The 24,295-nt window shown below is 55.7% G+C and carries 17 protein-coding genes; 9 read left to right on the top strand and 8 right to left on the bottom strand.

Translation table 11 applies throughout. The features are described from left to right. Nucleotides 1-371: 371 nt before the first annotated feature. Nucleotides 372-971, top strand: a complete 600-nt coding sequence (locus MWH02_RS17015; RefSeq protein WP_271461101.1) for a hypothetical protein — start codon at nt 372-374, stop codon at nt 969-971. A gap of 284 nt (nt 972-1,255) precedes the next feature. Then, on the top strand, nt 1,256-3,646 hold the full coding sequence (locus MWH02_RS17020; RefSeq protein ID WP_271461102.1) for a glucose/quinate/shikimate family membrane-bound PQQ-dependent dehydrogenase: 2,391 nt from the start codon (nt 1,256-1,258) through the stop codon (nt 3,644-3,646). Between the two features lie 80 nt (nt 3,647-3,726). Here MWH02_RS17020 and MWH02_RS17025 read toward each other — a convergent pair whose 3' ends face one another. From MWH02_RS17025 to MWH02_RS17035, 3 genes are all read right to left on the bottom strand, one after another. Continuing rightward, the gene (locus MWH02_RS17025) at nt 3,727-4,938 is read right to left on the bottom strand and encodes an MFS transporter (protein ID WP_271461103.1); all 1,212 of its coding nucleotides are present in this window, start codon (nt 4,936-4,938) and stop codon (nt 3,727-3,729) included. 112 nt (nt 4,939-5,050) lie between these two features. After that, entirely contained in the window at nt 5,051-5,941 is an 891-nt protein-coding gene (locus MWH02_RS17030) for a LysR family transcriptional regulator (protein ID WP_271461104.1), read from the bottom strand. Between the two features lie 74 nt (nt 5,942-6,015). Further along, nucleotides 6,016-6,381 (bottom strand): helix-turn-helix domain-containing protein, encoded by a 366-nt coding sequence (locus tag MWH02_RS17035; RefSeq protein ID WP_008105596.1) that lies wholly within the window; start codon nt 6,379-6,381, stop codon nt 6,016-6,018. Nucleotides 6,382-6,546: 165 nt separating this feature from the next. Between MWH02_RS17035 and MWH02_RS17040 the strand changes: the two genes are divergently transcribed. The 3 genes from MWH02_RS17040 (at nt 6,547) to MWH02_RS17050 (ending at nt 9,816) form a co-directional block, all read left to right on the top strand. Next, nucleotides 6,547-7,206: a response regulator gene (locus MWH02_RS17040; protein WP_008105599.1), complete on the top strand. Its 660-nt coding sequence runs from the start codon at nt 6,547-6,549 to the stop codon at nt 7,204-7,206. Continuing rightward, a complete protein-coding gene (locus tag MWH02_RS17045) occupies nt 7,203-8,561 on the top strand; it encodes a sensor histidine kinase (protein WP_137384992.1) in 1,359 nt (452 codons plus the stop codon). Before MWH02_RS17040 ends, MWH02_RS17045 begins: the two co-directional genes overlap by 4 nt. A gap of 388 nt (nt 8,562-8,949) precedes the next feature. Continuing rightward, a complete protein-coding gene (locus tag MWH02_RS17050; RefSeq protein WP_101762354.1) occupies nt 8,950-9,816 on the top strand; it encodes a nucleoside-specific channel-forming protein Tsx in 867 nt (288 codons plus the stop codon). Between the two features lie 166 nt (nt 9,817-9,982). Here MWH02_RS17050 and yjdN read toward each other — a convergent pair whose 3' ends face one another. Further along, nucleotides 9,983-10,414 (bottom strand): VOC family metalloprotein YjdN, encoded by a 432-nt coding sequence (yjdN, locus tag MWH02_RS17055; RefSeq protein WP_137384991.1) that lies wholly within the window; start codon nt 10,412-10,414, stop codon nt 9,983-9,985. A gap of 78 nt (nt 10,415-10,492) precedes the next feature. Next, entirely contained in the window at nt 10,493-11,395 is a 903-nt protein-coding gene (locus MWH02_RS17060) for a LysR family transcriptional regulator (RefSeq protein ID WP_271461105.1), read from the bottom strand. Nucleotides 11,396-11,508: 113 nt separating this feature from the next. Between MWH02_RS17060 and MWH02_RS17065 the strand changes: the two genes are divergently transcribed. The 4 genes from MWH02_RS17065 to MWH02_RS17080 all read left to right on the top strand — a co-directional run bounded on the left by MWH02_RS17065 (nt 11,509) and on the right by MWH02_RS17080 (nt 17,612). Further along, entirely contained in the window at nt 11,509-12,822 is a 1,314-nt protein-coding gene (locus MWH02_RS17065; RefSeq protein ID WP_271461106.1) for an amidohydrolase, read from the top strand. Next, entirely contained in the window at nt 12,819-14,264 is a 1,446-nt protein-coding gene (locus MWH02_RS17070) for a M20 family metallopeptidase (protein ID WP_217550026.1), read from the top strand. Before MWH02_RS17065 ends, MWH02_RS17070 begins: the two co-directional genes overlap by 4 nt. Before the next feature lie 209 nt (nt 14,265-14,473). Continuing rightward, on the top strand, nt 14,474-15,994 hold the full coding sequence (gene abgT / locus MWH02_RS17075; RefSeq protein WP_192235968.1) for a p-aminobenzoyl-glutamate transporter: 1,521 nt from the start codon (nt 14,474-14,476) through the stop codon (nt 15,992-15,994). Nucleotides 15,995-16,184: 190 nt separating this feature from the next. Beyond that, a complete protein-coding gene (locus MWH02_RS17080) occupies nt 16,185-17,612 on the top strand; it encodes an MFS transporter (RefSeq protein ID WP_271461107.1) in 1,428 nt (475 codons plus the stop codon). 49 nt (nt 17,613-17,661) lie between these two features. On the opposite strand, the gene MWH02_RS17085 is transcribed toward MWH02_RS17080, so the two are convergent. The 3 genes from MWH02_RS17085 to MWH02_RS17095 all read right to left on the bottom strand — a co-directional run bounded on the left by MWH02_RS17085 (nt 17,662) and on the right by MWH02_RS17095 (nt 24,293). Beyond that, complete coding sequence (locus MWH02_RS17085) at nt 17,662-20,826, bottom strand: Ig-like domain-containing protein (RefSeq protein ID WP_271461108.1); 3,165 nt, start codon at nt 20,824-20,826, stop codon at nt 17,662-17,664. 351 nt (nt 20,827-21,177) lie between these two features. Then, nucleotides 21,178-22,497 carry a c-type cytochrome gene (locus MWH02_RS17090; RefSeq protein WP_101762363.1) on the bottom strand — a complete coding sequence of 440 codons (1,320 nt, stop codon included), beginning with the start codon at nt 22,495-22,497 and terminating at the stop codon, nt 21,178-21,180. A gap of 11 nt (nt 22,498-22,508) precedes the next feature. Continuing rightward, nucleotides 22,509-24,293, bottom strand: a complete 1,785-nt coding sequence (locus tag MWH02_RS17095; protein WP_192412642.1) for a GMC family oxidoreductase — start codon at nt 24,291-24,293, stop codon at nt 22,509-22,511. Between the last annotated feature and the right edge of the window lie 2 nt (nt 24,294-24,295).

The raw sequence follows: 24,295 nt of genomic DNA on the forward strand, positions 1-24,295 counted from the left end.
ACCTGGTGAAAAGCCACGTTGCGGCTTCCGCTTTATTTTTTCAGGCCACAGAGTGCGGCATCTTACTGAGCCAGGCAATGGCTAGCCGTGCTGTTTAAAAACAGAAGCTTATCCAAAAATTAGCTAAGCATGGAGCTCTTAATATTAGCAGGCTGATGGTTATGAGATGAAAATATCCAAAAGTTTCCCAATATGGCAATAGTCGATTAATTCATCCTGCTCAGCGCCTAATATCTCTCTATCAGTGACAGTTAAAAAAAGGTGATCTTGATAAACAAAACGATCTATATTGACTGTGTTTAGATTTCATTATCCCGCCGTCCTTATAATAATTAAGACGCTCCAGTTAATTAATTTATTCACAGAGATAAATGGAAAACAGTTCTTATAATCCTTATGTTACTGAGCGCATCCATCGCTTCGACGGGGCGCTAGCTGGCGTGTGTTATTCAGCCCCCTTTATGCATTGCGAACAGGAAAACACAGCAATACTTAATGGACGCAACATAATTTCGCTGCATAATCAGTTGCCGGATACACCCGAATTAATAATCATCCCGTTAACGGGAAATAACCTTATGCGTTTTTTACAGGATCCGGAAATTTATTCCAGCCTGCAGGATGAGAATGTACAGCTGGCAATCAATTATGCCGATTTAGTTCAGCAAGATAGTGCTTTACGTAGGGCCGCAGAACGTTTCTCATTTTGGCTCTATGATTTGGCACCGCCCGGCACCTGCTGGAAGAATATCGCAACGTTTCCATTTAGCGGTATTGCGTTGACCGACGAGTTTTTTCACGATAATTATCTCAAGTTCAGCTTTCCTTTTCTGCTGGAATCCTGTCGTGAAAGAGAAGTGGAAGTAATATTACGCACGCCACAGTTAACGTTGCCCGCTGAGCACTATGCTCAACTTAATTTGAGCGGCTGGCAGGAACAACGCACCAGCAGCACGCTGTTTGAAGGGTAAACGTTTACACAATGTGTTGCTCTTAGGTGTTGTGGCCCGATCTAACCGGACATAACACCTTTATTCCCTCATAAAATGTCGCAGTACTTCCCTTCAACGAGTGCAAAGCACTAAAAATATCAAACCCTTTAACGTTTTTAAGATAAAATTTAACGCAAAGGGAACATCTCGCCGCACGGAAAGCGTCGCTCGAACCGTTTCGTTATTTCGTACTCTATGTCGGGAAGCAACCCAACGCGTTGTTTCCTTTTTAGTTTTTAATGGCAAAGAAAGAGGTCAATATTATGGGGAAAGCTTCCTCATCTTTTGGCGTAATCCGTTTTCTCACAGTGCTGTTTGCACTGCTGACGGGCGCGTTTATGCTGGTTGGTGGCGTTTGGTTAGCCGCCATTGGTGGTTCCTGGTACTACGTTATTGGCGGTGTGGTCATGTTGATCACCGCTATTCTGCTGTGGCGCCGTAGCGGCTCAGCATTACTGCTGTACGCATTGCTGCTGTTGGCAACGCTGGTGTGGGGCGTGTGGGAAGTCGGTTTCGACTTCTGGGCGCTGGCACCGCGTACCGATGTGCTGGTGATCTTCGGCATCTGGCTGATTCTGCCGTTTGTGTATCGCGGTCTGAATAATGCCGGCAAAGGCGCTCTGGCGCTGCTGTCAGTGGCGCTGCTTGCCAGCGTACTGGTGCTGGCGTGGGCGGTATTCCACGATCCGCAAGAGCTGAACGGTGAAATTCCAGCGACAGCAGCCAATGCTCCGCAGGCACAGCCGCTGAGCAACATCGCTGATGCTGACTGGCCGGCGTATGCGCGTGACCAGCAAGGCACCCGCTTCTCCCCGCTGAAGCAGATCAACACCGGTAACGTTAAAGAGCTGCAGGTTGCCTGGCAGTTCCAGACCGGCGATTTGAAGACGCCAAACGATCCGGGCGAAATCACCGATGAAGTCACGCCAATCAAAATCCGTGACACCCTGTATCTCTGCTCACCGCACCAGATTCTGTTTGCGCTGGATGCCAAAACCGGTAAGCAGAAGTGGAAATTTGATCCGGGCCTGAAGCCGAATCCAACCTTCCAGCACGTTACCTGCCGTGGCGTTTCTTATCACGAAGTGCCTGCTGCGGCCGATGCGGCCAATACTCAACCTGCGCTGTGCTCACGCCGCATTTACCTGCCGGTGAATGATGGCCGCATGTTCGCGCTGGATGCGGAAACCGGTGAACGTTGTGCTGCCTTTGGCAACAACGGTGAACTGGATCTGCAGCACAAGCAGCCGGTATTGACGCCAGGCCAGTATGAGCCGACGTCGCCGCCGGTCATCACCGACACCACCATCGTGGTCGCGGGTGCGGTCACCGATAACTACTCTACCCGTGAGCCGTCAGGCGCCATCCGTGGCTTCGACGTTAACACCGGTAAACTGCTGTGGGTGTTCGACCCGGGTGCCAAAGATCCAAACGCGATTCCAGCGGATGAACACAGCTTCACCATGAATTCACCGAACTCATGGGCACCAGCGGTGTACGATCCGAAACTGGATATCGTTTACCTGCCGATGGGTGTGTCAACGCCAGATATCTGGGGCGGCAACCGCACACCAGAGCAGGAACGTTATGCAAGCAGCGTACTGGCGCTGAACGCCACCACCGGTAAACTGGTGTGGTCGTATCAGACCGTGCATCACGATCTGTGGGATATGGACCTGCCGTCGCAGCCGACGCTGGCCGATATCACGACTAAAGATGGCAAAACCGTACCGGTGATTTATGCACCGGCGAAAACCGGTAACATCTTTGTTCTGGATCGTCGTACCGGTGAGCCGGTTGTCCCTGCGCCGGAAACTCCGGTTCCACAGGGCGCCGCCAAAGGTGACCACGTTGCACCTACTCAGCCGTACTCCGAACTGACCTTCCGTCCGAAACAGAATCTGACGGACAAGGACATGTGGGGCGCGACCCTGTACGACCAGCTGGTGTGCCGTGTGATCTTCAAGCGTCTGCGCTATGAAGGCCCGTTCACCCCGCCGTCTGAGCAAGGTACGCTGGTGTTCCCAGGCAACCTTGGCATGTTCGAATGGGGCGGTATCGCAGTTGACCCACATCGTCAGATTGCGATTGCTAACCCAATGGCGCTGCCGTTTGTGTCCAAGCTGATTCCGCGCGGTCCGGGCAACCCGATCGAGCCACCGGCTGACGATAAAGGCGGTTCAGGTACCGAAACCGGTATCCAGCCACAGTACGGCGTACCGTACGGCGTGGAGCTGAATCCCTTCCTGTCACCGTTTGGTCTGCCATGTAAACAACCGGCGTGGGGCTATGTCTCCGCAGTTGATCTGAAGACCAACGAAACCGTGTGGAAAAAACGCATTGGTACGGTTCGCGATAGCGCGCCAGTGCCACTGCCGTTCAAAATGGGTATGCCAATGCTGGGCGGCCCAATCACCACCGCCGGTAACGTGTTCTTCATTGGTGCTACCGCAGATAACTACCTGCGTGCGTTCGACACCAATACCGGTGAAATGTTGTGGCAGGCACGTCTGCCAGCAGGCGGCCAGGCAACGCCGATGACCTATGAAGTGGATGGCAAGCAGTACGTTGTTATCGCTGCCGGTGGTCACGGTTCGTTTGGCACCAAGCTGGGCGATTATGTGATTGCTTATGCACTGCCTGATGCGAAGTAAGTTTTCGCGTTGAGATAACAAAGCGGGCTTAGGCCCGCTTTTTTTATATTTAACGGTTGCCATGAATGGCGCCCTACATGTTAGGTTTTACGCAGCACTCGCGCGTTCAGCAATGCGCACAGCGCCATGATCACACAGGTCGCCAGAAACACCGGACGCATACCAAACGCGCCGCCAATAAAGCCGCCGAACAGCGGGCCTGAAACCTGGCCGACATACTGCGCCGAAGTTGAATAACCCAGCATCTTGCCCACCTGCGACTGCGGTACGCTGTAACGAATCAGCGCGGTGACGCACGGCATCAATCCACCCAGCGCCATACCCATCAGAAAACGCAGCACCACCAGTTGCCACGCTTCGCGGATAAACGCCTGCGGGATCAGCAGCAGCGCACAGGCTATCAGCCCATACACCAGCACGCGACCATGCCCGACGCGATCGGCCAGCCGTCCCAGACGTGGCGCGGAGATAATGCTGCCGAGCGCGGCGGCGGCCATCACCAATCCGGCGGTGACGGTGATGGCGTGATCGCCGTCAACAAACTGGCCGATATACAGCGTGATGATCGGCTCGATCGACATATTGGCGAAAATCAGCAGCATGCCCGACAGCCACATTAGCCGCACCACCGGCAAATTGAGTGACTTCGCATCGTCAGCAATCTTCTGTGGGGTTTTCTTGCCAGAGGAGCGCGGCACCTCTTTCAGCAAAAAGGTCGTTGCGAGGAAGGCGAGAAAAATCACCGCGCCGGTCAGCCAGAAGGTGTGACGAATGCCAATCAGCGGCGGCAACACGCCGCCCAGCAGCGGCCCCACCACGTTGCCGGCCATAATGCCGGATGACAGCACGCCGAGCGCCCAGCCGGTTTGTTCTTTCGGCGTTTGCGCCGCCACCAGAATGGTCGATCCCGAGGCGTAGCCGCCGAGCAAACCCGCCAGCAAACGCAGCGCCACCAGCTGCCACGGCGCGGTGGCCATACCAATCAGCGACATGGCAATCGCCATGCCGAGGCTGGCGCGGATCAGCATCAGTTTGCGGCCATAGCGATCGGCCAGTTTGCCCCACAGCGGCGCGGTCAGGGCGGCGCTGAGGAAGGTGGCGCCGTAGGCCGCACCCGACCAGCGCGCAATTGCCGCCGGTTCCTGCACGCCGAGTTGCTGCACGTAGAGCGGCAGAAACGGCAACAGCAGCGTCATCGCCACAATGGTGCTGAACGAACCCAGCACGCAGATACACAAATTTCGCTTCCAGTGTTGCTGTTCGGGCGCTAACGCGAGTGGAGGTTGCTGCATGGTAATATCCCTGTTTTTTGCTTTTTTAGCAGGCTAACAGTGACGCTGCGCAGAAAACAGAGTAGCGCGGATAATTGCCAGGCGGCGCAGCATTGTTGCCAGATAACAACAATTACGCTGTACCAAGGGTGTTGATTAACGCATCGCACAGCAAGGTGGCCGGCGAAGAGGGTTGCGGCTGCTCTTTCAGCAACAGATAGCTGTGCAGGCGATCCATTTGCCAATCTGATAGCACCTGCTGGATTTCGCCGCGCGCTAAGGCATCTTGCGTCATATAAGCGGGCAGATAAGCGATGCCGGTGCCCGCCAGTGCGGCATTAAGCAGCGCCATGCTGTTGTTGGCGCGGAAACGGCTGTGCACATCCAGCGCCAGGCGCTGTTTATCACGGCGAAACGGCAGCGCGGCGGTGTGCGCGGGGCCATGAAACAGTAGCAAGTCGTGGCGCGTCAGGCGGTCGGGATGATCGATGGGCGCATGCGCCGCCAGATAATCTGGCGTGGCGTATAAGCCCCAATCAATGCTGGCGAGTTCACGATAATTAGCCGCGTCGGGCGCACGCGCGCGGATCACAATCGCCACGTCGGCGCTGGGTTGCGGGTCATCGCTGGTGGTGAGGTCGAGATCGACGTTGATGTGAATATGGCGGCAAATAAAGTCATTCAGCGTGGGGACCACGCACTGACAGCCGTAGGTGATCGGCGCCTGCAAGCGCACGTTGCCTGCGGGCAGTTGATGTACCTGCTGCACAAAGGCGTCGGCGCGATGCATCTCTTCCAGCATGCGCACGCAGAACGGATAGTAGGCCTGGCCGAGCTCCGTCAGCACCACTTTGCGCGTGGTGCGCTGCAACAGCTTGATGCCGAGGCGCACTTCCAGTCGCGCCACTTCACGGCTGACGTGCGATTTGGAGACGCCTAAGGTGCGTGCGGCTTCGCTAAAGCTTTGCCGTTCCACGACGCGTGCAAACAGCATCATGGCGGAGAGATTGTCGCTGTTGTCCATGTTCTCTGGCAGTTAAGAGAGTGAGAACAGCAGCTTACAACAAATCTCCGAGCCCGGTCGCCATGAATGGCCCCCTACGCAACGGCCAATGGGAACAATAAACGATCCGGCTCGACGCGACGCTGGCGGCGCAGCTGGCCTGGCGTCACCATGAAGTAGTTTTTGAAGGTGCGAGTATAAGCCTGCTGCGTATCGAAGCCGTAACTCATCGCCACCTGCAAAATCGCCTCATCGCTGTTAATCAGCGTCAGCGCAGATTCGGTTAACCGGCGCTGGCGAATGTACTCGGCCAGTGAAAAGCCGGTGTGCTGACGGAACAGACGTTGCAGATGCCAGCGGGAGTATCCCGAGCGGCGTGCGACTTCATCCAGATGCAGATCGTGCCCTAAGTTATTCTCTATCCAGTCCAGCAAACTACGGATAAATTCGCGCTGATTCATGGGATTCTCCTGCGTTGGCAATATGTCCAGTGCCGCCACAATAGCGCGTTAAATTTATCCCTTAATTAGCAGAAAATTAGCGCAGAATTAGCAAGCGGGAAAACGGGTATAATTCTGGCCTAATTATCTGTCGCTACACTGCGTTCAGTTAAGTTGGAGGGCATCATGCGTGTGCTGCTGGTAGAAGATGACGAAATGATTGGCGCGAATCTGCAGCAAGCGCTGGAAGCGGCAGGTTGGTCGGTGGATTGGGTACGCGACGGCGTGTATGCCAGCAATGCCTGGGCTGAAGGCGGCTATACCTGCGTGTTACTGGATCTGGGCTTGCCGCGTGAAGATGGCCTGCAGGTGCTGCGTCGTGCGCGCACGCGCGGTGACATGACGCCGGTGCTGGTGCTCACCGCCCGCGATACCGTGCAGCAACGTATTCAGGGATTGGACAGCGGCGCCGACGACTATTTGCTGAAACCCTTTGATCTGCAAGAAGTACTGGCACGTATGCGTGCCATTACCCGCCGTCGCCACGGTGCAGCAGATTCTCTGCTCGGCAGCGGCGATGTGCAGATCGACATCATGACGCGCGAGGTGCTGTACAAAGGTCAGCGCGAACAGCTCACCGCACGTGAATATGCCCTGCTCTACGCCTTGCTGGAGCGGCCGGGCGCCATTCTTTCGCGCGAACAGTTAGAAAACCGCATTTACGGCTGGGGCGAAGAGGTCAGCAGCAACGCGGTGGATGTGCTGATCCACGGAATGCGTCGCAAACTGGATAACGAAGTGATCCGCAACGTACGCGGACTTGGCTGGCGGGTACCGGCAATATGAAACCTTTCACCTTTATGCGCTCGCTGCGTAACAAGCTGCTCGCCACGCTGGTGATTCTGCATCTAGCGATGATTGGCGGCGTCACCTGGTATTTCTATCACTGCTACGGCGACATGATGGGCACCATGAAAGACGACCAGCTCGCCAAGATCGCCGATGCGTGGGCCAGCAGCCAACGTATGCCGGCCCTAATGCCGATGGTGATGCATGAAGAGAAACTGAAAAGCACCTATATCGTCCAGTTGTGGGACGAAAGCAATCATCTGCGCGCCAGCTCCTGGCCGGGCCTGCATGCGCCATTGCAGCTGAAAAAAGGCTGGACCGATTTGAAAGTCGGAGACTGTGGCGACGACTGCGAATGGCGTGTCTATACGCGACCCGGCGAGCTGGGCAGTGAAATTGGCAACATTCAGGTACTACACAATATCGGCTACATGAAAAGTATCATGGTCAAGCGAGCGCTCTCCGCCATCATTCCGCTGGTGCTGATGATGCCGCTCTCACTGATTGTGATATGGCTGGTGGTGCGTGCTATTACGCGCGATTTACGCGTGGCGTCGCGCCATATCGCAGCGCAGGAAACCCTGCATCCGCATAGCGTTTCACCTGATGGTTTACCGGATGAAGTGCTGCCGCTGGTGGCAGCTTACAACGCCTTGCTGGATAGACTGCGCGCGGCCTGGTCATCACAGCGCCAGTTCCTTGAAGATGCGGCGCATGAGCTGCGCACGCCGGTCACCGCCGTGACTTTGCAGCTGGAGAATCTGCGGCAACATATCCAACCCGGTGAAGCCAGCCGCCAGTTTGACCAGCTGGAAGCGGGCGTGACGCGCACGCGCCATCTGGTGACGCAGCTGCTGAATATCTCGCGTCAGGAAGATCAATCGGTGGTCGCCACAGTGGAAAGCATCGAACTGGACGACCTGCTGAAAGAGAGCATTGAGCAACTGATGGTGGTGGCGGATAAGCGCGGCATCGATATCGGCTTCAACGGCACCACACACTATCGCCTGCACGCCAGCCGCTCCGATCTGCGCAGCCTGTTCGATAACCTGATTGGCAATGCGATGCTGCATACGCCGGAAGGCAGTTTGGTCGATGTGCTGCTGCATCGCGTCGGCAATCACACCGTGGTGGATATCGTCGATAACGGTCCCGGCATGGCGGAATCCTTTATCGAGCGTGCCTTTGACCGCTTCACCCGTTCGCCGGATGTGCAGGCGCAAGGCAGCGGACTGGGCTTGTCGATTGTGCGCAGCGTAGCGCAGAAACATCAGATGCAGGTTGCGCTGTCGAACCGCCACGATCCGCAGGGGCAGATTGCCGGCCTGCAGGTGCGCGTGACATTGCCATAAACTTCACCGTGCCGTAGCGGCGCAATTTATTGCGCAAAGTTGCTGTGGGCACGGTGCGACATCAAAACAATGCGATAAACCGCGCCGCTACATCCTTTCCCTACATCAATAACTTTCCCAGCTGTACGCGACACGTAAACGGTTGCGGGGTTCCGTTCGCTACATGGCTTTAATGTGATAACGATCACATTTCCAGTGAATCAAACTGCAACACTTTTTGACAAACGTGACCAAAATCTATTTTCTATGCCTCTGTTACAGGCACATTACGCAAGCTTGAAAATCTGGCGATGCAGACCGGATACGACAACTCACTGCCCATCCCCTGGGATCAATTTCACCCGATCGCGGCGACGGCCCGGCGATCAAAAGCATGTGGTTAACAATAATGAAATATAAAGCGTTGATAGCAGGGGCCTTATTGGCCAGCAGCTGGACTGGTGCGGCACAAGCAGCAGACAGCGATCCGCAGTACGTTTCTGACTGGTGGCATCAGAGCGTGAACGTGGTGGGCAGCTACCACACCCGTTTTGGACCCCAGTTCAACAACGACGTGTACCTGGAATATGAAGCCTTTGCCAAAAAGGATTGGTTCGATTTCTATGGCTACCTCGATCTGACCAACTTCTTCGGCGTGGGCAACAGCAACGCTAACGGCGTGTTCGACCACGGTTCGCCGATGTTCATGGAAATCGAGCCACGTTTCTCCATCGATAAGCTGACCGGCACCGATCTCTCTTTTGGTCCGTTTAAAGAGTGGTACTTCGCTAACAACTACATCTATGACATGGGTCGCAACAGCGATAACCGTCAGAACACCTGGTACATGGGTCTTGGCACCGACATCGATACGCACAGCGATATCGGCCTGTCGCTGAACGTTTACGCTAAATACCAGTGGGAAAACTACGGTGCGGCGAACGAAAACAGCTGGGATGGTTATCGCTTTAAGGTGAAATACTTTGTGCCGATTACCGATCTGTGGGGCGGCAAGCTGAGCTATATCGGCTTTACCAACTTCGACTGGGGTTCAGATCTGCGTGATAAGTCCGATCGTTCACGCACCAGCAACTCGATTGCGTCCAGCCACATTCTGTCGCTGAACTACGATCACTGGCATGTTTCTACCGTGGCGCGTTATTTCCACAACGGCGGCCAGTGGGCTGACGGCCAGGAGCTGAACTTCGGTAACGGCCCGTTTGAAGTGAAATCAACCGGTTGGGGTTACTATTTGGTGGTGGGTTACAACTTCTAAGTTGTTGGTTTCCCTCACCCCGGCCCTCTCCCGCAAGCGGGCGAGGGAGTAAATAGGCTCGATCGGTTCCCTTTCCCACCCGTGGGAGAGGAAATAATTCGCTTGATCGGTTCCCTCTCCCACCTGTGGGAGAGGGTTAGGGTGAGGGCCAGCGCGCACCCTCTACTCAAATCTGCGGCTTATACGCATTTACCATCCACGGCACGCCGAACTTATCGGTCAACATGCCAAAGCCATTAGCCCAAAACGTCGGTGCCCAGCTTTTCGTCACCTCACCGCCCGCTGACAACGCCTCAAACCAACGCTTGCCTTGCGCCTCATCCGGCGTGGATAAACTCACGGCAAAACCGCCATACGCCGCCTGCGGTGCGCCGTCACTCATCATCAATTCACCCTGCCCGATACGCAGATGGGCATGCATGATCTGCTCCGGCGAAAAGCTCACGCCCGAGATACAACCTTCATCCTCCACCGGCGTTTCATCCGGCATATCGCCATAGGTCATCTTGAACAGCAGCTCGCCGTCGGTGGCGTCGAGGTAGAAGGCAATCGCCTCTTCGCAGCGACCGCTGTAAAACACATACGGGGTAACTTGCATGGTCTGTTCTCCATAAAGGGAATGTCCACTGCAAGTGTAGTGCGCATTATTTAATCGGTTGCGAGCCGGGCCGCACTCTTACCTTTGCTGACAGCAGCGCCGGAACAGCTGCGCCATGTAGGCACTCATCGGCGTCAACGCGGTGTCTTTGCGCTGGATAAGATAGAAAGTGGCTTTCGGTAAAGGTTCGTCGAGAACGAGAGAAATCAGCTGGCCGCCGTGCGTCGGGTCTTCAATCACATCGCGCGAAATAATGCTGACGAAATCGCTCTGCGCCACCAGGCTGGTGCAGGCCATAAAGGTCTCGCAGGTGACGACAATTTTCGGCGCCATGCCGCGCTCGCCAAACAGATCGTGTAGCAGCCGATAATAGCTCCCTTGCGGTGTCGGCATGGTCCAGTCGCAGTGTTGCAGCTCGGCCAGCGTGCGCGCATGCGCCATCGGATGCCCTTTGCGCATCACCACCTGATAATCGCGCTCCATCAGCCGTTCAAAAACTAACTCCTGATCGAGATGATTTTTATCGTAGGTATTGATGGTGAAATCCAGCTCGCCCTGACGCAGTTCATGCACCATCGAAACAAGCTGACCTTCAACAATCCGCACCTTGACCAGCGGATATTCGCGATGAAACTGATTGATCACCTGCGGCATGACGGTGCGCGCAATACTGCCACCCACGCCGATATTGACGCGCCCGCCGGCCAATCCCAGCCGCTGCTGAATATCTTCCTGCGCCACCCGCAACTCTTCCAGCACCAGGCTGGCATGCTTGAAAAAGTTATCACCGATATCAGTCAGCGTAACGCCCTGCTGTCGCCGCTCGAACAGGCGCGCGCCCAGCGCCAGCTCCAGTTCCTGGATCGCTTTGGTCAGCGCAGGCTGTGAAAGCCCGGACAAGCGGCTGGCGGCGCGGATGCTGCCCTGACGCGCCACAGCAACAAAAGCGCGCAACTGATGAAGTTTGAGGTTCGCAGACATAGTTTGGTGATAACCGTTGTTTATCAGTAGCAAGATATTCGCATCTTATGCGCGGCAATACCAATGTGTAGATTCGGATGAATGCATAAAAAACCAACACAAAGGAAATGCCGATGAAAACCCTTTCTGACCTCGTCAACGCGCGCATCCCGCAGATGCAGACCTGGCGACGCGATCTGCACCACTTTGCCGAATCGGGCTGGCTGGAGTTTCGCACCGCCACACTGGTGGCAGAAGAGCTCCATCGTCTTGGTTATCAACTCAAGCTGGGCCGCGAGGTGATCGATGCCGATTCGCGCATGGGATTGCCCTCTAATGAAGTGCTGGCGCAACAGGAAGCGCGCGCGCTGGAGCAAGGCGCGCTGCCGCAGTGGATTAAACACTTCTCCGGCGGATTTTGTGGCGTGGTCGCTACACTGGAAACCGGTCGTCCCGGCCCGGTGATGGGTTTCCGCGTAGATATGGATGCGCTCGATCAGAACGAAAGCCACGCCGCCGATCATCTGCCAACGCGCGAAGGCTTTGCCTCCTGCAATCCCGGCATGATGCACGCCTGCGGTCACGACGGCCACACCACCATCGGTTTGGCGCTGGCGGGCGTGTTGATGGAGATGAAAGCGCAGCTGAGCGGCACCATCAAAATCATTTTCCAGCCAGCGGAAGAAGGCGTACGCGGTGCGAAGGCGATGGTGGCCGCTGGCGTGGTGGATGATGTCGATCTGTTCACCGCCATTCATCTTGGTACCGGCGTGCCCGCCGGCGAAATCGTTTGTGGCAGCGACAGCTTCCTCGCCACCACCAAACTCGACGTCAGTTTCACCGGCGTCGGCGCGCACGCCGGCGGCAAACCAGAAGAGGGCCGCAACGCCCTGCTGGCGGCGGCGCAGGCCACGCTGGCGCTGCACAACCTGCCGCAGCACAGCGGCGGTGTGGCGCGCGTCAACGTCGGCGTATTGCAGGCCGGAACCGGACGCAACGTGGTGCCCGACTGCGCGCTGATGAAGGTGGAAACGCGCGGCGTCAGCAACCAGGTTAACGACGATATCTATCAGCAGGCGCTGCGCGTGATTGGCGGTGCGGCGGCGATGTACGGCGTGGAATATGACGTCAAGCTGATGGGCGGCGCGCGCAGCTGCACACCGAGCCCGCCATGGGTGGCGTTCATCCACCAGCAGGCCGAGGCGCTGGGCATTTTCACCTCAGTGGTCGATACGAAACAGCAGGCGGCGGGCTCGGAAGATGCCACTTACATGCTGGAACGCGTGCAGCAGCGCGGCGGCCAATCCTCCTACGTGATTTTCGGCTGCGATCTGGCGGCGGGCCATCACAACGCGAAGTTCGATTTTGACGAAGCGATCATGGCGACCGCGGTGCAAACGCTGGCGACGCTGGCCCTTAATCACGCACAGTTTGGAGGCCAGCGATGAGCCACAGCGAATTTATAGATCGCTACATCAATCAAAATCAGCCACGTTTTGCCGCCCTCAGCGATGCCATCTGGGACATACCGGAAACCCGTTTTGAAGAGACAAAGTCCTCCGCACTGCTGGCCGATGCGCTGGAGCAAGAAGGTTTTCGCGTGGAGCGCGGCGTCGGCAACATCGATACCGCGTTTATCGCCAGCATTGGCAGCGGCAAACCGGTGATCGCCATTCTCGGCGAGTTCGATGCGCTGGCCGGTTTAAGCCAGCAATCGGGGTGCGCCACGCCACAGCCGCTGGTGGAAAACGGCAACGGCCACGGCTGCGGACACAATCTGCTCGGCACCGCCGGTTTGGCCGCCGCTTTCGCCATCAAAGCCTGGTGGGCGCAACACGGCCAGCGCGGCACGCTGCGCTTTTACGGCTGTCCCGGCGAAGAAGGCGGCTCCGGCAAAACCTTTATGGTGCGCGAAGGCTTGTTCGACGATGTCGACGCGGCGGTGACCTGGCATCCCGAAGGTTTCAGCGGCATGTTCAACCTCAGCACGCTGGCCAATATTCAGGCCGCCTTCCGCTTCAAAGGCGTGGCGGCGCATGCGGCCAACTCACCGCATTTAGGGCGCAGCGCGCTGGATGCGGTGACGCTGATGAACACCGGCGCCAACTTTCTACGCGAGCACATCGTGCAGGAAGCGCGTCTGCACTACGCGGTGACCAATGCCGGCGGCGTCTCCCCCAATGTGGTGCAAGCCGATGCCGAAGTGCTGTACCTGATTCGCGCGCCGCAGCTCGATCAAGCGCAGGATATCTATCAGCGCGTCATCAACATCGCCAAAGGCGCGGCGCTGATGACCGACACGCAGATGACGGTGCGCTTCGATAAAGCCTGCTCCAATTACGTGCCGAATCGCGCACTGGAAAGCGTGATGGAGCGCTATTTGCATCAGTTTGGTTTGCCTGACTACAGTCAAGCGGAACAGGCGTTTGCCGCCGAGATGCGCTCCACGCTAAGCAAAGACGATCTGCGTAACGCACGTCTCAATGCGGCGCGCACCGGCGGTGAAGCGGGCGTTGCCTGGGCAGCGGCGCTGGGCGACAAGATTTTGATGGATGAAGTGGCGCCCTATGCGGTGACGCGCGAGATCCTTTACGGCTCAACCGACGTCGGCGATGTGAGTTGGGTGACGCCCACCGCGCAATGTTTTGCGCCCTGCTTCGCCTTCGGCACGCCGCTGCACACCTGGCAGCTGGTGGCGCAGGGCCGCACGTCCATTGCGCACAAAGGCATGTGTCTGGCCGCCAAAGTGATGGCCGCCACCGCGCTGACCTTGCTGCAGGATGACGCGGCGCTGGCGCGCTGCCGCGACGAGTTCCAGCGCGTACGCCGCGAGCAGCCTTACGTCTGCCCGATTCCAGCGGATGTCACACCGTCGAAGTTAACGTCCTAGGATTTACCTCTCGCGTTTATAAACGCGGGCAAAAAAAAATATAAAAACTAAAGCCCAAAATAATTCGAGCTGCAGGAAGGCGGCAAGTGCGGGCATCCCCAGGAGCTTACTCAAGTAAGTGACTGGGGTGCACGCACGCAGCCAACGCACCTGCAGCTCGAAGTATGAAGGGCTTGCAAACACAATAAGACGACTGATGAGGACCTGCCATGGAAATAACAACGGAGAACCGCAGCCCTGGAAAGCTGTTTAGCTGGATTGAACGCGTCGGCAACAAAGTGCCGAACCCGTTTTTACTGTTCGTCTATTTGATTGTGGTGCTGATGGTGGCCACCGCCGTGCTCAGCAGCCTCGACGTGGCGGTGAAAAACCCGGCCAACGGCGAGCTGGTGCGGGTGAATAACCTGCTGAGCGTGGCAGGGATTCAATGGATCCTGCCCAATATCATCAAAAACTTCAGTGGCTTCACGCCGTTGGGATCGATTCTGGCGCTGGTGATTGGTGCCGGCCTGGCGGAAAAAGTCGGCCTGCTGCAGTCGCTGATGGTGAAGATGGCTTCGCGCGTGAGCCGTCGCTACGCCAGCTACATGGTGCTGTTTATCGCCTTCTTCAGCCACATTTCGTCCGATGCCGCGCTGGTAGTAATGCCGCCGCTCGGCGCGCTGATCTTCCTCGCGGTGGGACGTCATCCGGTGGCGGGATTGATGGCGGCGATCGCGGGCGTGGCGTCCGGTTTTACCGCCAACCTGCTGATTGTCACCACCGACGTGCTGCTGTCCGGCATCAGTAGCGAAGCCGCCAAAGCGGTGAGCGACACCGTACACGTTAGCGTGATCGACAACTGGTACTTTATGGCCAGTTCGGTGATTGTGCTGACCATCGCCGGTGCGCTGCTAACCGATAAGTTTGTCGAGCCGCGCCTGCCCGCGTGGAACGGCGGCAATAGCGATCGTCTGCCGCCGCTCACCGCGCTGGAGAATCGCGGCCTGAAAGCCGCCGGCATCGCCGCGCTGGTGTTTATCGCGCTGATGGCGCTGCTGGTGGTGCCGGAACACGCGCCGCTGCGCAATCCAAAAACCGGCGGCATTATTCCCTCGCCGTTTATTCAGGGCATTGTGCCAATCATCATCCTGTTCTTCTTTGTGGTGGCGATTGCCTATGGCGCGGTAACCAAGCAGATTCGCCGCGCGGATGATATCCCGCAGCTGCTGGTGGATCCGATGAAGAGCATGGCGGGCTTTATTGTGATGGTGTTTCCGCTGTCGCAGTTCGTGGCCTTCTTCAACTGGAGCAACATGGGCAAGTTTATGGCCATCGGCCTGACCGATGTGCTGGAGAGCGCGGGCATCAGCGGCGCACCGGCGTTTATGGGCTTGATGTTCCTGTCGGCGTTCCTGTGCATGTTTATCGCCAGCGGATCGGCGATCTGGTCGATTCTGGCGCCGGTATTTGTGCCGATGTTTATGCTGCTTGGCTTCCATCCGGCGTTTGCCCAGATGATCTTCCGCATCGCCGATTCTGCGGTGTTGCCGCTGGCACCGATGTCGCCGTTCCTGCCGCTGTTCCTCGGCTTCCTGCAGCGTTATCAAAAAGATGCGCAACTGGGCACCTATTACGTGCTGATCTTCCCCTATCCGCTGGTGTTCTTCACCACCTGGATTGTGCTGCTGCTGGCGTGGTACGCGCTGGGTTTACCGATCGGTCCCGGCGTCTACCCAAGCCTGCACTAAGCCTGCGCCACGGATGGCGATCACTTTTCTGTGAACTGCAACGTATGTTGCCAAAATGTCACCGTCCTGCCTCTCGGCAACTCTCAGCGAATTTATTATCCTGCTATTCCTTCGCTTGCTAACGGTTAATTATTTTTAAAACCCATCTCAGCCGTCAGCGGGTTCTGCTAACACCGAGGTATACATAATAATGACAACCATCACGTCGACAGGGATGGCGAACGATCACATGAGCGCGGATCGCCGCACCTTAGCCGGGCGCATTGATGCGCTGCCCTCGTCCGCCGGCCTGTGGCGCTTTATCACGCTGCTGGCGCTGGGCGGCTTCTTTGAGCTCTACGATCTGTTTGAAACCGGCTATATCAGCTCCGGCCTGGTGGCGGCGGGCGTGTTTCATACCGGTTCTGCGGGCGTGTTCGGCATCGCCGACCAGGCCGCATTTGCCTCGGCCACCTTCCTCGGTTTGTTTGTCGGCGCGAGTTTGCTTGCGCCCTACGCCGACCGTTTTGGTCGCCGCCTGACCTTTATGTGCGCGCTGGCGTGGTACGGCGCGTTTTCGCTGCTGATGGCGTTCCAGCAGAGCGCAGAGATGATTATCCTGTTCCGCTTCCTGGTCGGCATTGGCCTCGGCGTCGAGCTGGTGACCATCGATACCTATCTTTCCGAATGGGTGCCGGCGCATCTGCGCAGCCGCGCGTTCGCCTTCTCCTTCTTTATCCAGTTCCTGTCGGTACCGACGGTGGCGCTGATGTCGTGGTGGCTGGTGCCGCAAACCATTCTCAGCCTTGAAGGCTGGCGCTGGGTGGTGATTGCCGGTGCGGTCTGCTCGCTGGTGATCTGGCTGATTCGAAAAAACCTGCCCGAATCGGCGCGCTGGCTGGCGCAACAAGGACGACATCAGGAAGCGCATCAGGTGCTGAGTGCGATGGAAAAGCGCTGTGGTATCGCTTCTCCCCTTCCCCCTGTTGCGGAGGAAGGCCGGGATGGGGGACAGTTCGCACCTGAGCAACATAAGCAAGGGCGTTTCAGCGAGATTTGGGCACCGGCCTATCGCCAGCGCACGCTGATGCTGGTGGTGATGAACTTCTTTCAGGCGATTGGCTTTTTTGGCTTCGGCAACTGGCTGCCGGCACTGCTGTCGGGCAAAGGCGCCACCGTCACGCACAGCCTGCTGTATGCGTTTTTCATTACGCTGGCCTACCCGCTCGGCTCGCTGATTTGCAGCCGCTACGCCGATAAGCTCGAGAATAAATGGCAGATCGTGTTTTCATCGCTGATGACGGTGGTGTTCGGCACGCTGTTTGCGTTTATGACCCATCCGGTGCTGATGATCATCTGTGGTTTCCTGATCACTTACAGCAATGCATGGCTAACCTTCAGCTATCACGCTTATCAGACCGAGATTTTCCCGACGCACATTCGCGCCCGCGCGGTGGGTTTCTGCTACTCGTTTAGCCGCCTGTCGACGGTGTTCAGCAGTATTTTGATTGGCCTTATTTTGCAGTATGCCGGCAGCCAGGGCGTGATCGCCTTTATCGTGCTAAGCATGCTGATTGTGATGCTGTCGGTGGGGATTTACGGGCCGAAGACCCGTGGGATGGATTTGGAGAATATTTGAAGACTAATAAAGAAATGGCGGCCAATATTGCCGCCATGATTAGACGCGGTTAAACCAGATCGATTTTCACGCCTTGTTCTACCAGTAATTCAACATCCAAGCCGTCGTGGGTATATATCTGATATTTCAAGCCTTCCACTGATACATTTCCTTTCTGCCGATGCCAATCACCTTCATCAATGCCATTGCCTAACAAATCATCAAGCTTAATGACATCATTTTTATTGCCGTGCACCACCATTTGCGTTTTGCCATCCTGAATAAAGAGATCTTTGCTACCCGCGCTAAGGATGTCACTGACATTAATACTCAGTGTATTCCCAGCAGTGCTATTAGCCATATTCACAATCGATTTTTGGCTGCTGGTAGCGAGTAAGTCAGCTGAGTAATCGTATGAAATGCCATTCATTTCGGATGTAAAACTATCGGGTTTGGCGTCAAAGGTGAAAATAGTCGCTTTAGGATCCCGTACCGTGCTGCCGGATACCTGGAAATCGTGCCTGCCGTATGCGGTGAGCTGCGGCACATTAAATGTCCATTCGCCATTGGCATTAGCCTTCGCACTGCCACTGATCCACCATGTGCCGTTGTCATGCCTGGCATGAATGTAAACGGTGCTGTTAGCCGATGTATAGCCTTTCAGGGTCGGCGTCAAATCGTCAGTCCGGCCACCGTTCTCAACACTGCCCTGGAGCAGACCATTGTTGTCATGGGCAGAAACAATGACCGGAACAACCAAACTATCAGGCGCGGCATACAGCGAGAAAATGCTGGCGCTGGGATCGCGTACTTCACGGCCAGAGACCTGGAATGCGTAGGTGCCGTAGGCAGTCAACTGCGGCATATCATATGCCCACTCTCCTTTGGCGTTGGCTTTCGTGCTGCCACTTATCCACCATGTACCATTTTCATGCTTAGCATAAACGTAGACGGTATCGTTAGCAGGGGCACTGCCTTTCAGGGTTGGCTTCAGGTCGTCGGTACGTCCACTGTTCGCAATGGTGCCCTTGATCAGGCCAATATTGTCGTAAACGGAATCAATCACCGGAGCATCAGGAGCCGCATACAACGTGAAAGTAGCGGCTTTGGGATCGTGGGTCACGCTGCCCGAAGCCTGAAAATCGTAGATGCCGTAATTAGGCAGTTGCGGCATATCATATGACCACTCACCTTTGGCATCCGCTTTCGCACTGCCGCTAACCCACCATTTGCCGCTTTCATGCTTGGCATGAATGTAGACAATTGCGCCCGCAGAGGCATGCCCTTTCAGAGTTGGCGTCAGGTCATCGGTTCGGCCATTATGCTCGATTGTGCCCTGCCTCAGACCGTTGTTGTCGATGAGGTAATCAATGACCGGTGGAATCTGCACGTCCGGGCCCGCATACAGCGTGAAAGTCGCGGCTTTTGGATCGCGTGTCGCGCTGCCAGAGGCCTCGAAATTATAGTTGCCGTAGGCGGACAGCTGAGGTAAATCAAATGTCCACTCCCCCTGGGCGTTGGCCTTGGCACTGCCGCTGACCACCCAGGTACCGTTTTCATGTTTAGTATGAACGTAGACAATCGCGCCAGCAGAGGCATGCCCTTTCAGGGTTGGTGTCAGATCGTCGGTACGCCCGCCGTTCTGGATGGTGCCCTGAAGATAGCCATTATTGTCGTAGGCAGAATCAATGACCGGCGTAATCTGCACGTCCGGGCCCGCATACAACGTGAAAGTCGCTGCTTTTGGATCGCGTGTCGCGCTGCTGGAGGCCTCGAAATCGTAGTTGCCATAGGCGGAAAGCTGCGGTAAATCAAATGTCCACTCTCCCTGAGCGTTGACCTTCGCACTGCCGCTGACCACCCAGGTGCCCTTTTCATGTTTAGTATGAATGTAGACAATACTGTTAGCAGTGGCATGCCCTTTCAGGGTTGGCGTCAAATCGTCGGTACGACCACCGTTCTGGATAGTGCCCTGAACGTAGCCATTATTGTCGTAGGCGGAATCAATGACTGGTTGCACATATGCATTGATCTGGAGAGAGAATTCGCCACTCTTACCGTTATAACTCGTTGAGTTAGATGCCTGGAAATCATACACGCCATTGCCGTTAGTCAGCTCAGCTACTTCAATATTCCAGAATCCGTTTGCATCGGCTACGGCACTGCCTTTAAGGGACCAGCTGCCATTTTGATGACGCGCATGAAGGTAGACAATACTGTGAGCTTCAGCACTGCCACTAAAGGATGGCGTAAAATCATCGGTGTCAGCACCAGAAGCGAGTTTGCCCTGCGAATTACCGAAATTATCCCATGCATACTCAATCTTCACGGTAGTGGGGGCAACTGCAATCACGTCAAACGCTGCGGTTGGCTGGCTTAATTCACCTCGGTTGTTCTGCGAACGCAGAGTAATGCTGTTTTTGCCATAGTGCAGAACATCTGAGTTTGCTTCCCAATCCCACTTTCCATTCTCAACCGGAGCAATCCCTACGCGCTTTCCATTAACATAAATATGTACGGATTCGGCGCCAACTGGCGCATTACCACTCAGTGATGGACGAAGATCATCTGTATTTTCGCCATGTTTGATGACACCGGTTTCCTGGCCGTAATTGTCATACACCTCCAGCAATTGAGGTTTATTGATGGTGGGTTCATTGATAAATAGCGTGAAGACATCAGAATCTTCACTGACTTGACCAAAACGATCGGTAGCGGTGATGTAGATACGGTGTTCACCATCACTCAATTTAGGTTCCATTGTCCACTGGCCATTTTTCTCAGCCTGCACACTACCCAATAAGATGCCATTGCTGTATACACGAACAATACTGTCTGGCTCGGCATAACCAGAAATCGTCGGCTTAGGGTCATCAGTAAATCCCTTATTTCCAACTGGCCCCTTAACACTCCCCACATCATCCATAACACTTGTGATACCAGGCTTATCCGGTGCGCTGAGATCAACATTGATGCGTGATTGATAAACATCACCACGATTACCCGCTGCATCATAAAAACGGATGGCAACATTATGTCCACCTTCAGCCAGTTGGAGAGGCAACTGGAATTCCCAATCACCGTTTTCTGCAACTTTGGTCCGGAATGTTTTTCCATTAATAGTAAACTCAACGGTACCATTTTTTACATCAATATAATTTCCTTTCCAGTATTGATACGGCGTATTTACCCAAATTTCCAGACCTGGCAGAGTGGGATCATAAGATTTTAACATAACAACTCCTTGTGTTAATTTGTTAACAAATTATATAAACTCATCTTGAGGTCCGGATTTTAAATAATTACATAATAATAAAATAACAGAACGGTCTTAAAAAAAAGAAGAGCAATCAATAAGATAATAATAAAAAAACAATACTCAAAGTTAATCGCTTCACATTACCCCTCACTATCGCAAAATTAAAAAAAAGCATACCAATATATAAAAAATTTAATTATGTAAAAATCAAACAAACCACATTTAATTTTACATAAATACTTAAAGTAAGATAATATTAAAGGAGTGAGGATATTTTGATAAGTGTACATGATTAAAAAATGGAGGCCATACCGGCCTCCATTAATATTACTGCCCTTCCAACACCTTAATATCCGCATTACCCTGCTTCGGCTGCACGGTTTCATCTTTACGCAACTCGGCCACATCTTTCGCCGACACGCTCGACTTCACGCCATTGCCCCAGCTGCCACGGATAAAGTTCACCACATCCGCCACCTGCTGATCGTTCAGACGCCAGCCGAACGCTGGCATGGTGATCGCCGTCGGTGCGCCTTTCACGCCAGGCAAAGTGCCGCCGACCAATACGATGTGAATCAGCGAGGTCGGATCATCTGCCATCACCACCGGATTGCCGCGCAGCGCCGGATAGAAGCGCTGATAGCCGCTGCCGTCGGTTTTGTGGCACGCCGCGCAGCTATCGACATAAGTCGATGCGCCTGGCTGGCTGTCGTCACCTTTCCACAACGCCTGAGACACCGCATCATCCTGCTTAAACACCGCCTGATTCGGATCTTTCGCGCCTAGGGATTTCAGATACTTAGCAATCGCGCTGATATCGTCATCGCTCAGATACTGCAGGCTGTGCTGCACCACATCGGTCATGCCACCAAACACCGCAGTGTGATCGTTGCGGCCAAAGCGCAGGAACTGCCTGAGATCCTCTTCGCTCCAGCGGCCTAAGCCATCGCGGTTATCGCCACGCAGGTTGCTGGCGGTCCAGCCATCAATCGGTGCGCTGCTGCCGGCGAGATAGTTATTGCCTTCGCCATTGTTGAGCGCTTTTTCCTGCATGGTGATGCTACGCGGCGTATGGCAAGCGCCACAGTGACCGAGACCTTCCACCAGATAGCGACCGCGTGCCAGTTGCGGATCTTCCTGTGCCGCCGGCTGGAACGCTTTCACATCCGGCGCAAAGATGCCGCGCCAGATGGACAACGGCCAGCGCATCGACAGCGGCCACGGAATGTCGCTCTCTTTGTTGGCCTGCGCCACCGGCTGCACGCCGTGCATGAAGTAGGCGTAGAGCGCCTTCATGTCGTCATCGCTGACCACCGCGTAAGACGGATACGGCATCGCCGGATAAAGCGTGTCGCCGTTTTTCGCTACGCCGTGACGCACCGCTTTCTGGAAATCGTCGTAGCTGTAGTCACCAATCCCGGTGGTTTTATCCGGCGTGATGTTGGTGGAGTAAATGGTGCCGATCGGCGTCGCCATCGGCAGTCCACCGGCAAACGGCTGGCCGCCCTGCGCGCTGTGACAGGCCACGCAGTCGCCCGCGCGCGCCAGATACTCACCGCGCTTCACCAACGCGTCCGAACCTGCTTCGTCCGCCACTGCGGCGAACGTCATGGTGCCCAGAAACAGGGCTAAAATGCTTTTGATCATCGCCGTGTTCCTTATGCCTGTACCAGCGGGCCGGGGTTCTTCAGATACTGTTCACGAATCGCTTTGGCTGACCAATAGGTCAACGCGGCGACCATGCCCGTTGGGTTGTAGCCGAGTCCCTGCGGGAACGCCGACGCACCTGGCACAAACACGTTCGGCACATCCCAGCTCTGCAGGTAACGGTTCACCGCGCTGGTGTTCGGATCTTCACCCATGATCGCGCCGCCGCTCATGTGCGTGGTTTGATACACGGTGGTGTCGAAGTGCGAGCCCGGCCCTTTCGCGCCGCCGATGATCATTTTCGGGTTCATCGCTTCGGTGATTTTGCGCATCTTACCGATCATGAACTGCGCCATCTTGATGTCGTTATCCTGCCAGTCAAAGGTCATACGCAGCAGCGGCTGGCCGTAGGCATCTTTGTAGTTCGGATCGAGATCGAGATAGTTGGCGCGATACGACTGGTGCGCGCCGTGCGCATCCATCGAGATGTGATGGTTGTAGGTATCCGCGACCGCGGATTTCCACTGGCTGCCCCAGTTTGGCGTACCTTTCGGCGTCGGCAAACCGGAAATCGGCTTGGTACCGGCCTGGTTCACCCAGAATGGCGAACCGCCCACGAAGCCGTGCGGACCGTGATCGAAGTTGTCGGCGTTGAAATCATCCACCGCCACACCTGCGCCACCGGCACCGATAAACGGGTTGGTGGTGGTGTTTTTGTCGAACAGCGCTTTCAGCGTCGAGATGTTCTGATAGGCGAAGTTACGCCCAACCACACCTTCGTTGGAAATCGGGTTATATGGCTTGCCAATGCCGGAGAGCAGCATCAGGTGCACGTTGTGGAACTGGAACGCCGACAGGATCACCAGATCCGCAGGCTGCACCACTTCGCGGCCCTGACCATCGAGATAGGTCACGCCGGTGGCGCGCTTTTTATCGTCGGTCAGATTAACGCGCAGCACGTAGGCGTTGTTGCGCAGCTCGAACTTCGGTTCCTGACGCAGAGCGGGCAGGATGTTGACGTTCGGCGAGGCTTTGGAATACATGTAGCAGGCGTAACCGCTGCAGAAACCGCAGAAGTTGCACGGGCCCATCTGTGCGCCGTAGGTGTTGGTGTAGGGGCCTGAGGTGTTGGCCGACGGCATATCATAAGGGTGATAACCCACCGATTCCGCCGCTTGCGCGAACAGCTGTGCCGAGTAGGTGCGCTTCTGCGCCGGCAGCGGGAAATCGCTGGAACGATCTGGCGCGTACGGGTTGCCGCCCTTCTCTTTGCCCAGCAGTTTGCCTTTGATTGACCAGGCGCTGCCCGAAGTGCCGAACACTTTCTCGGCCTGATCGAAGAAGGGTTCGAGCTCGTCATAGTTGACGCCGAAATCCTGGATCGTCATGCCTTCCGGGATGAAGTTTTTACCGTAACGCTGCTCGTAATGGCTGCGCAGGTTCAGTTCTACCGGGTCAACACGGAAATGCACGCCTGACCAGTGCAGACCCGCGCCGCCGGTGCCAGTGCCGGGCAGAAACGCTGCCAGCTGGCGATAAGGTACGGCGGTTTGCGAGGCATCGTGACGAATCGTTACGGTGCTTTTCGACAGATCCTGGAACAGCTTTTTGCGGATGTTATAGGTCAGTTCGTCAATCGACTGCGGATAAGATCCATCCGGGTAGGTATCGCGATGCGGACCGCGCTCCAGCGCCACCACATTCAGGCCCGCTTCGGTCAGCTCTTTCGCCATGATGGCACCCGCCCAGCCGAAACCGACGACGACCGCATCCACTTTTTTCAATTCATTTGCCACGC

It is taken from the genome of Pantoea leporis (assembly GCF_028048155.1).
Lineage (GTDB): Bacteria > Pseudomonadota > Gammaproteobacteria > Enterobacterales > Enterobacteriaceae > Pantoea > Pantoea leporis.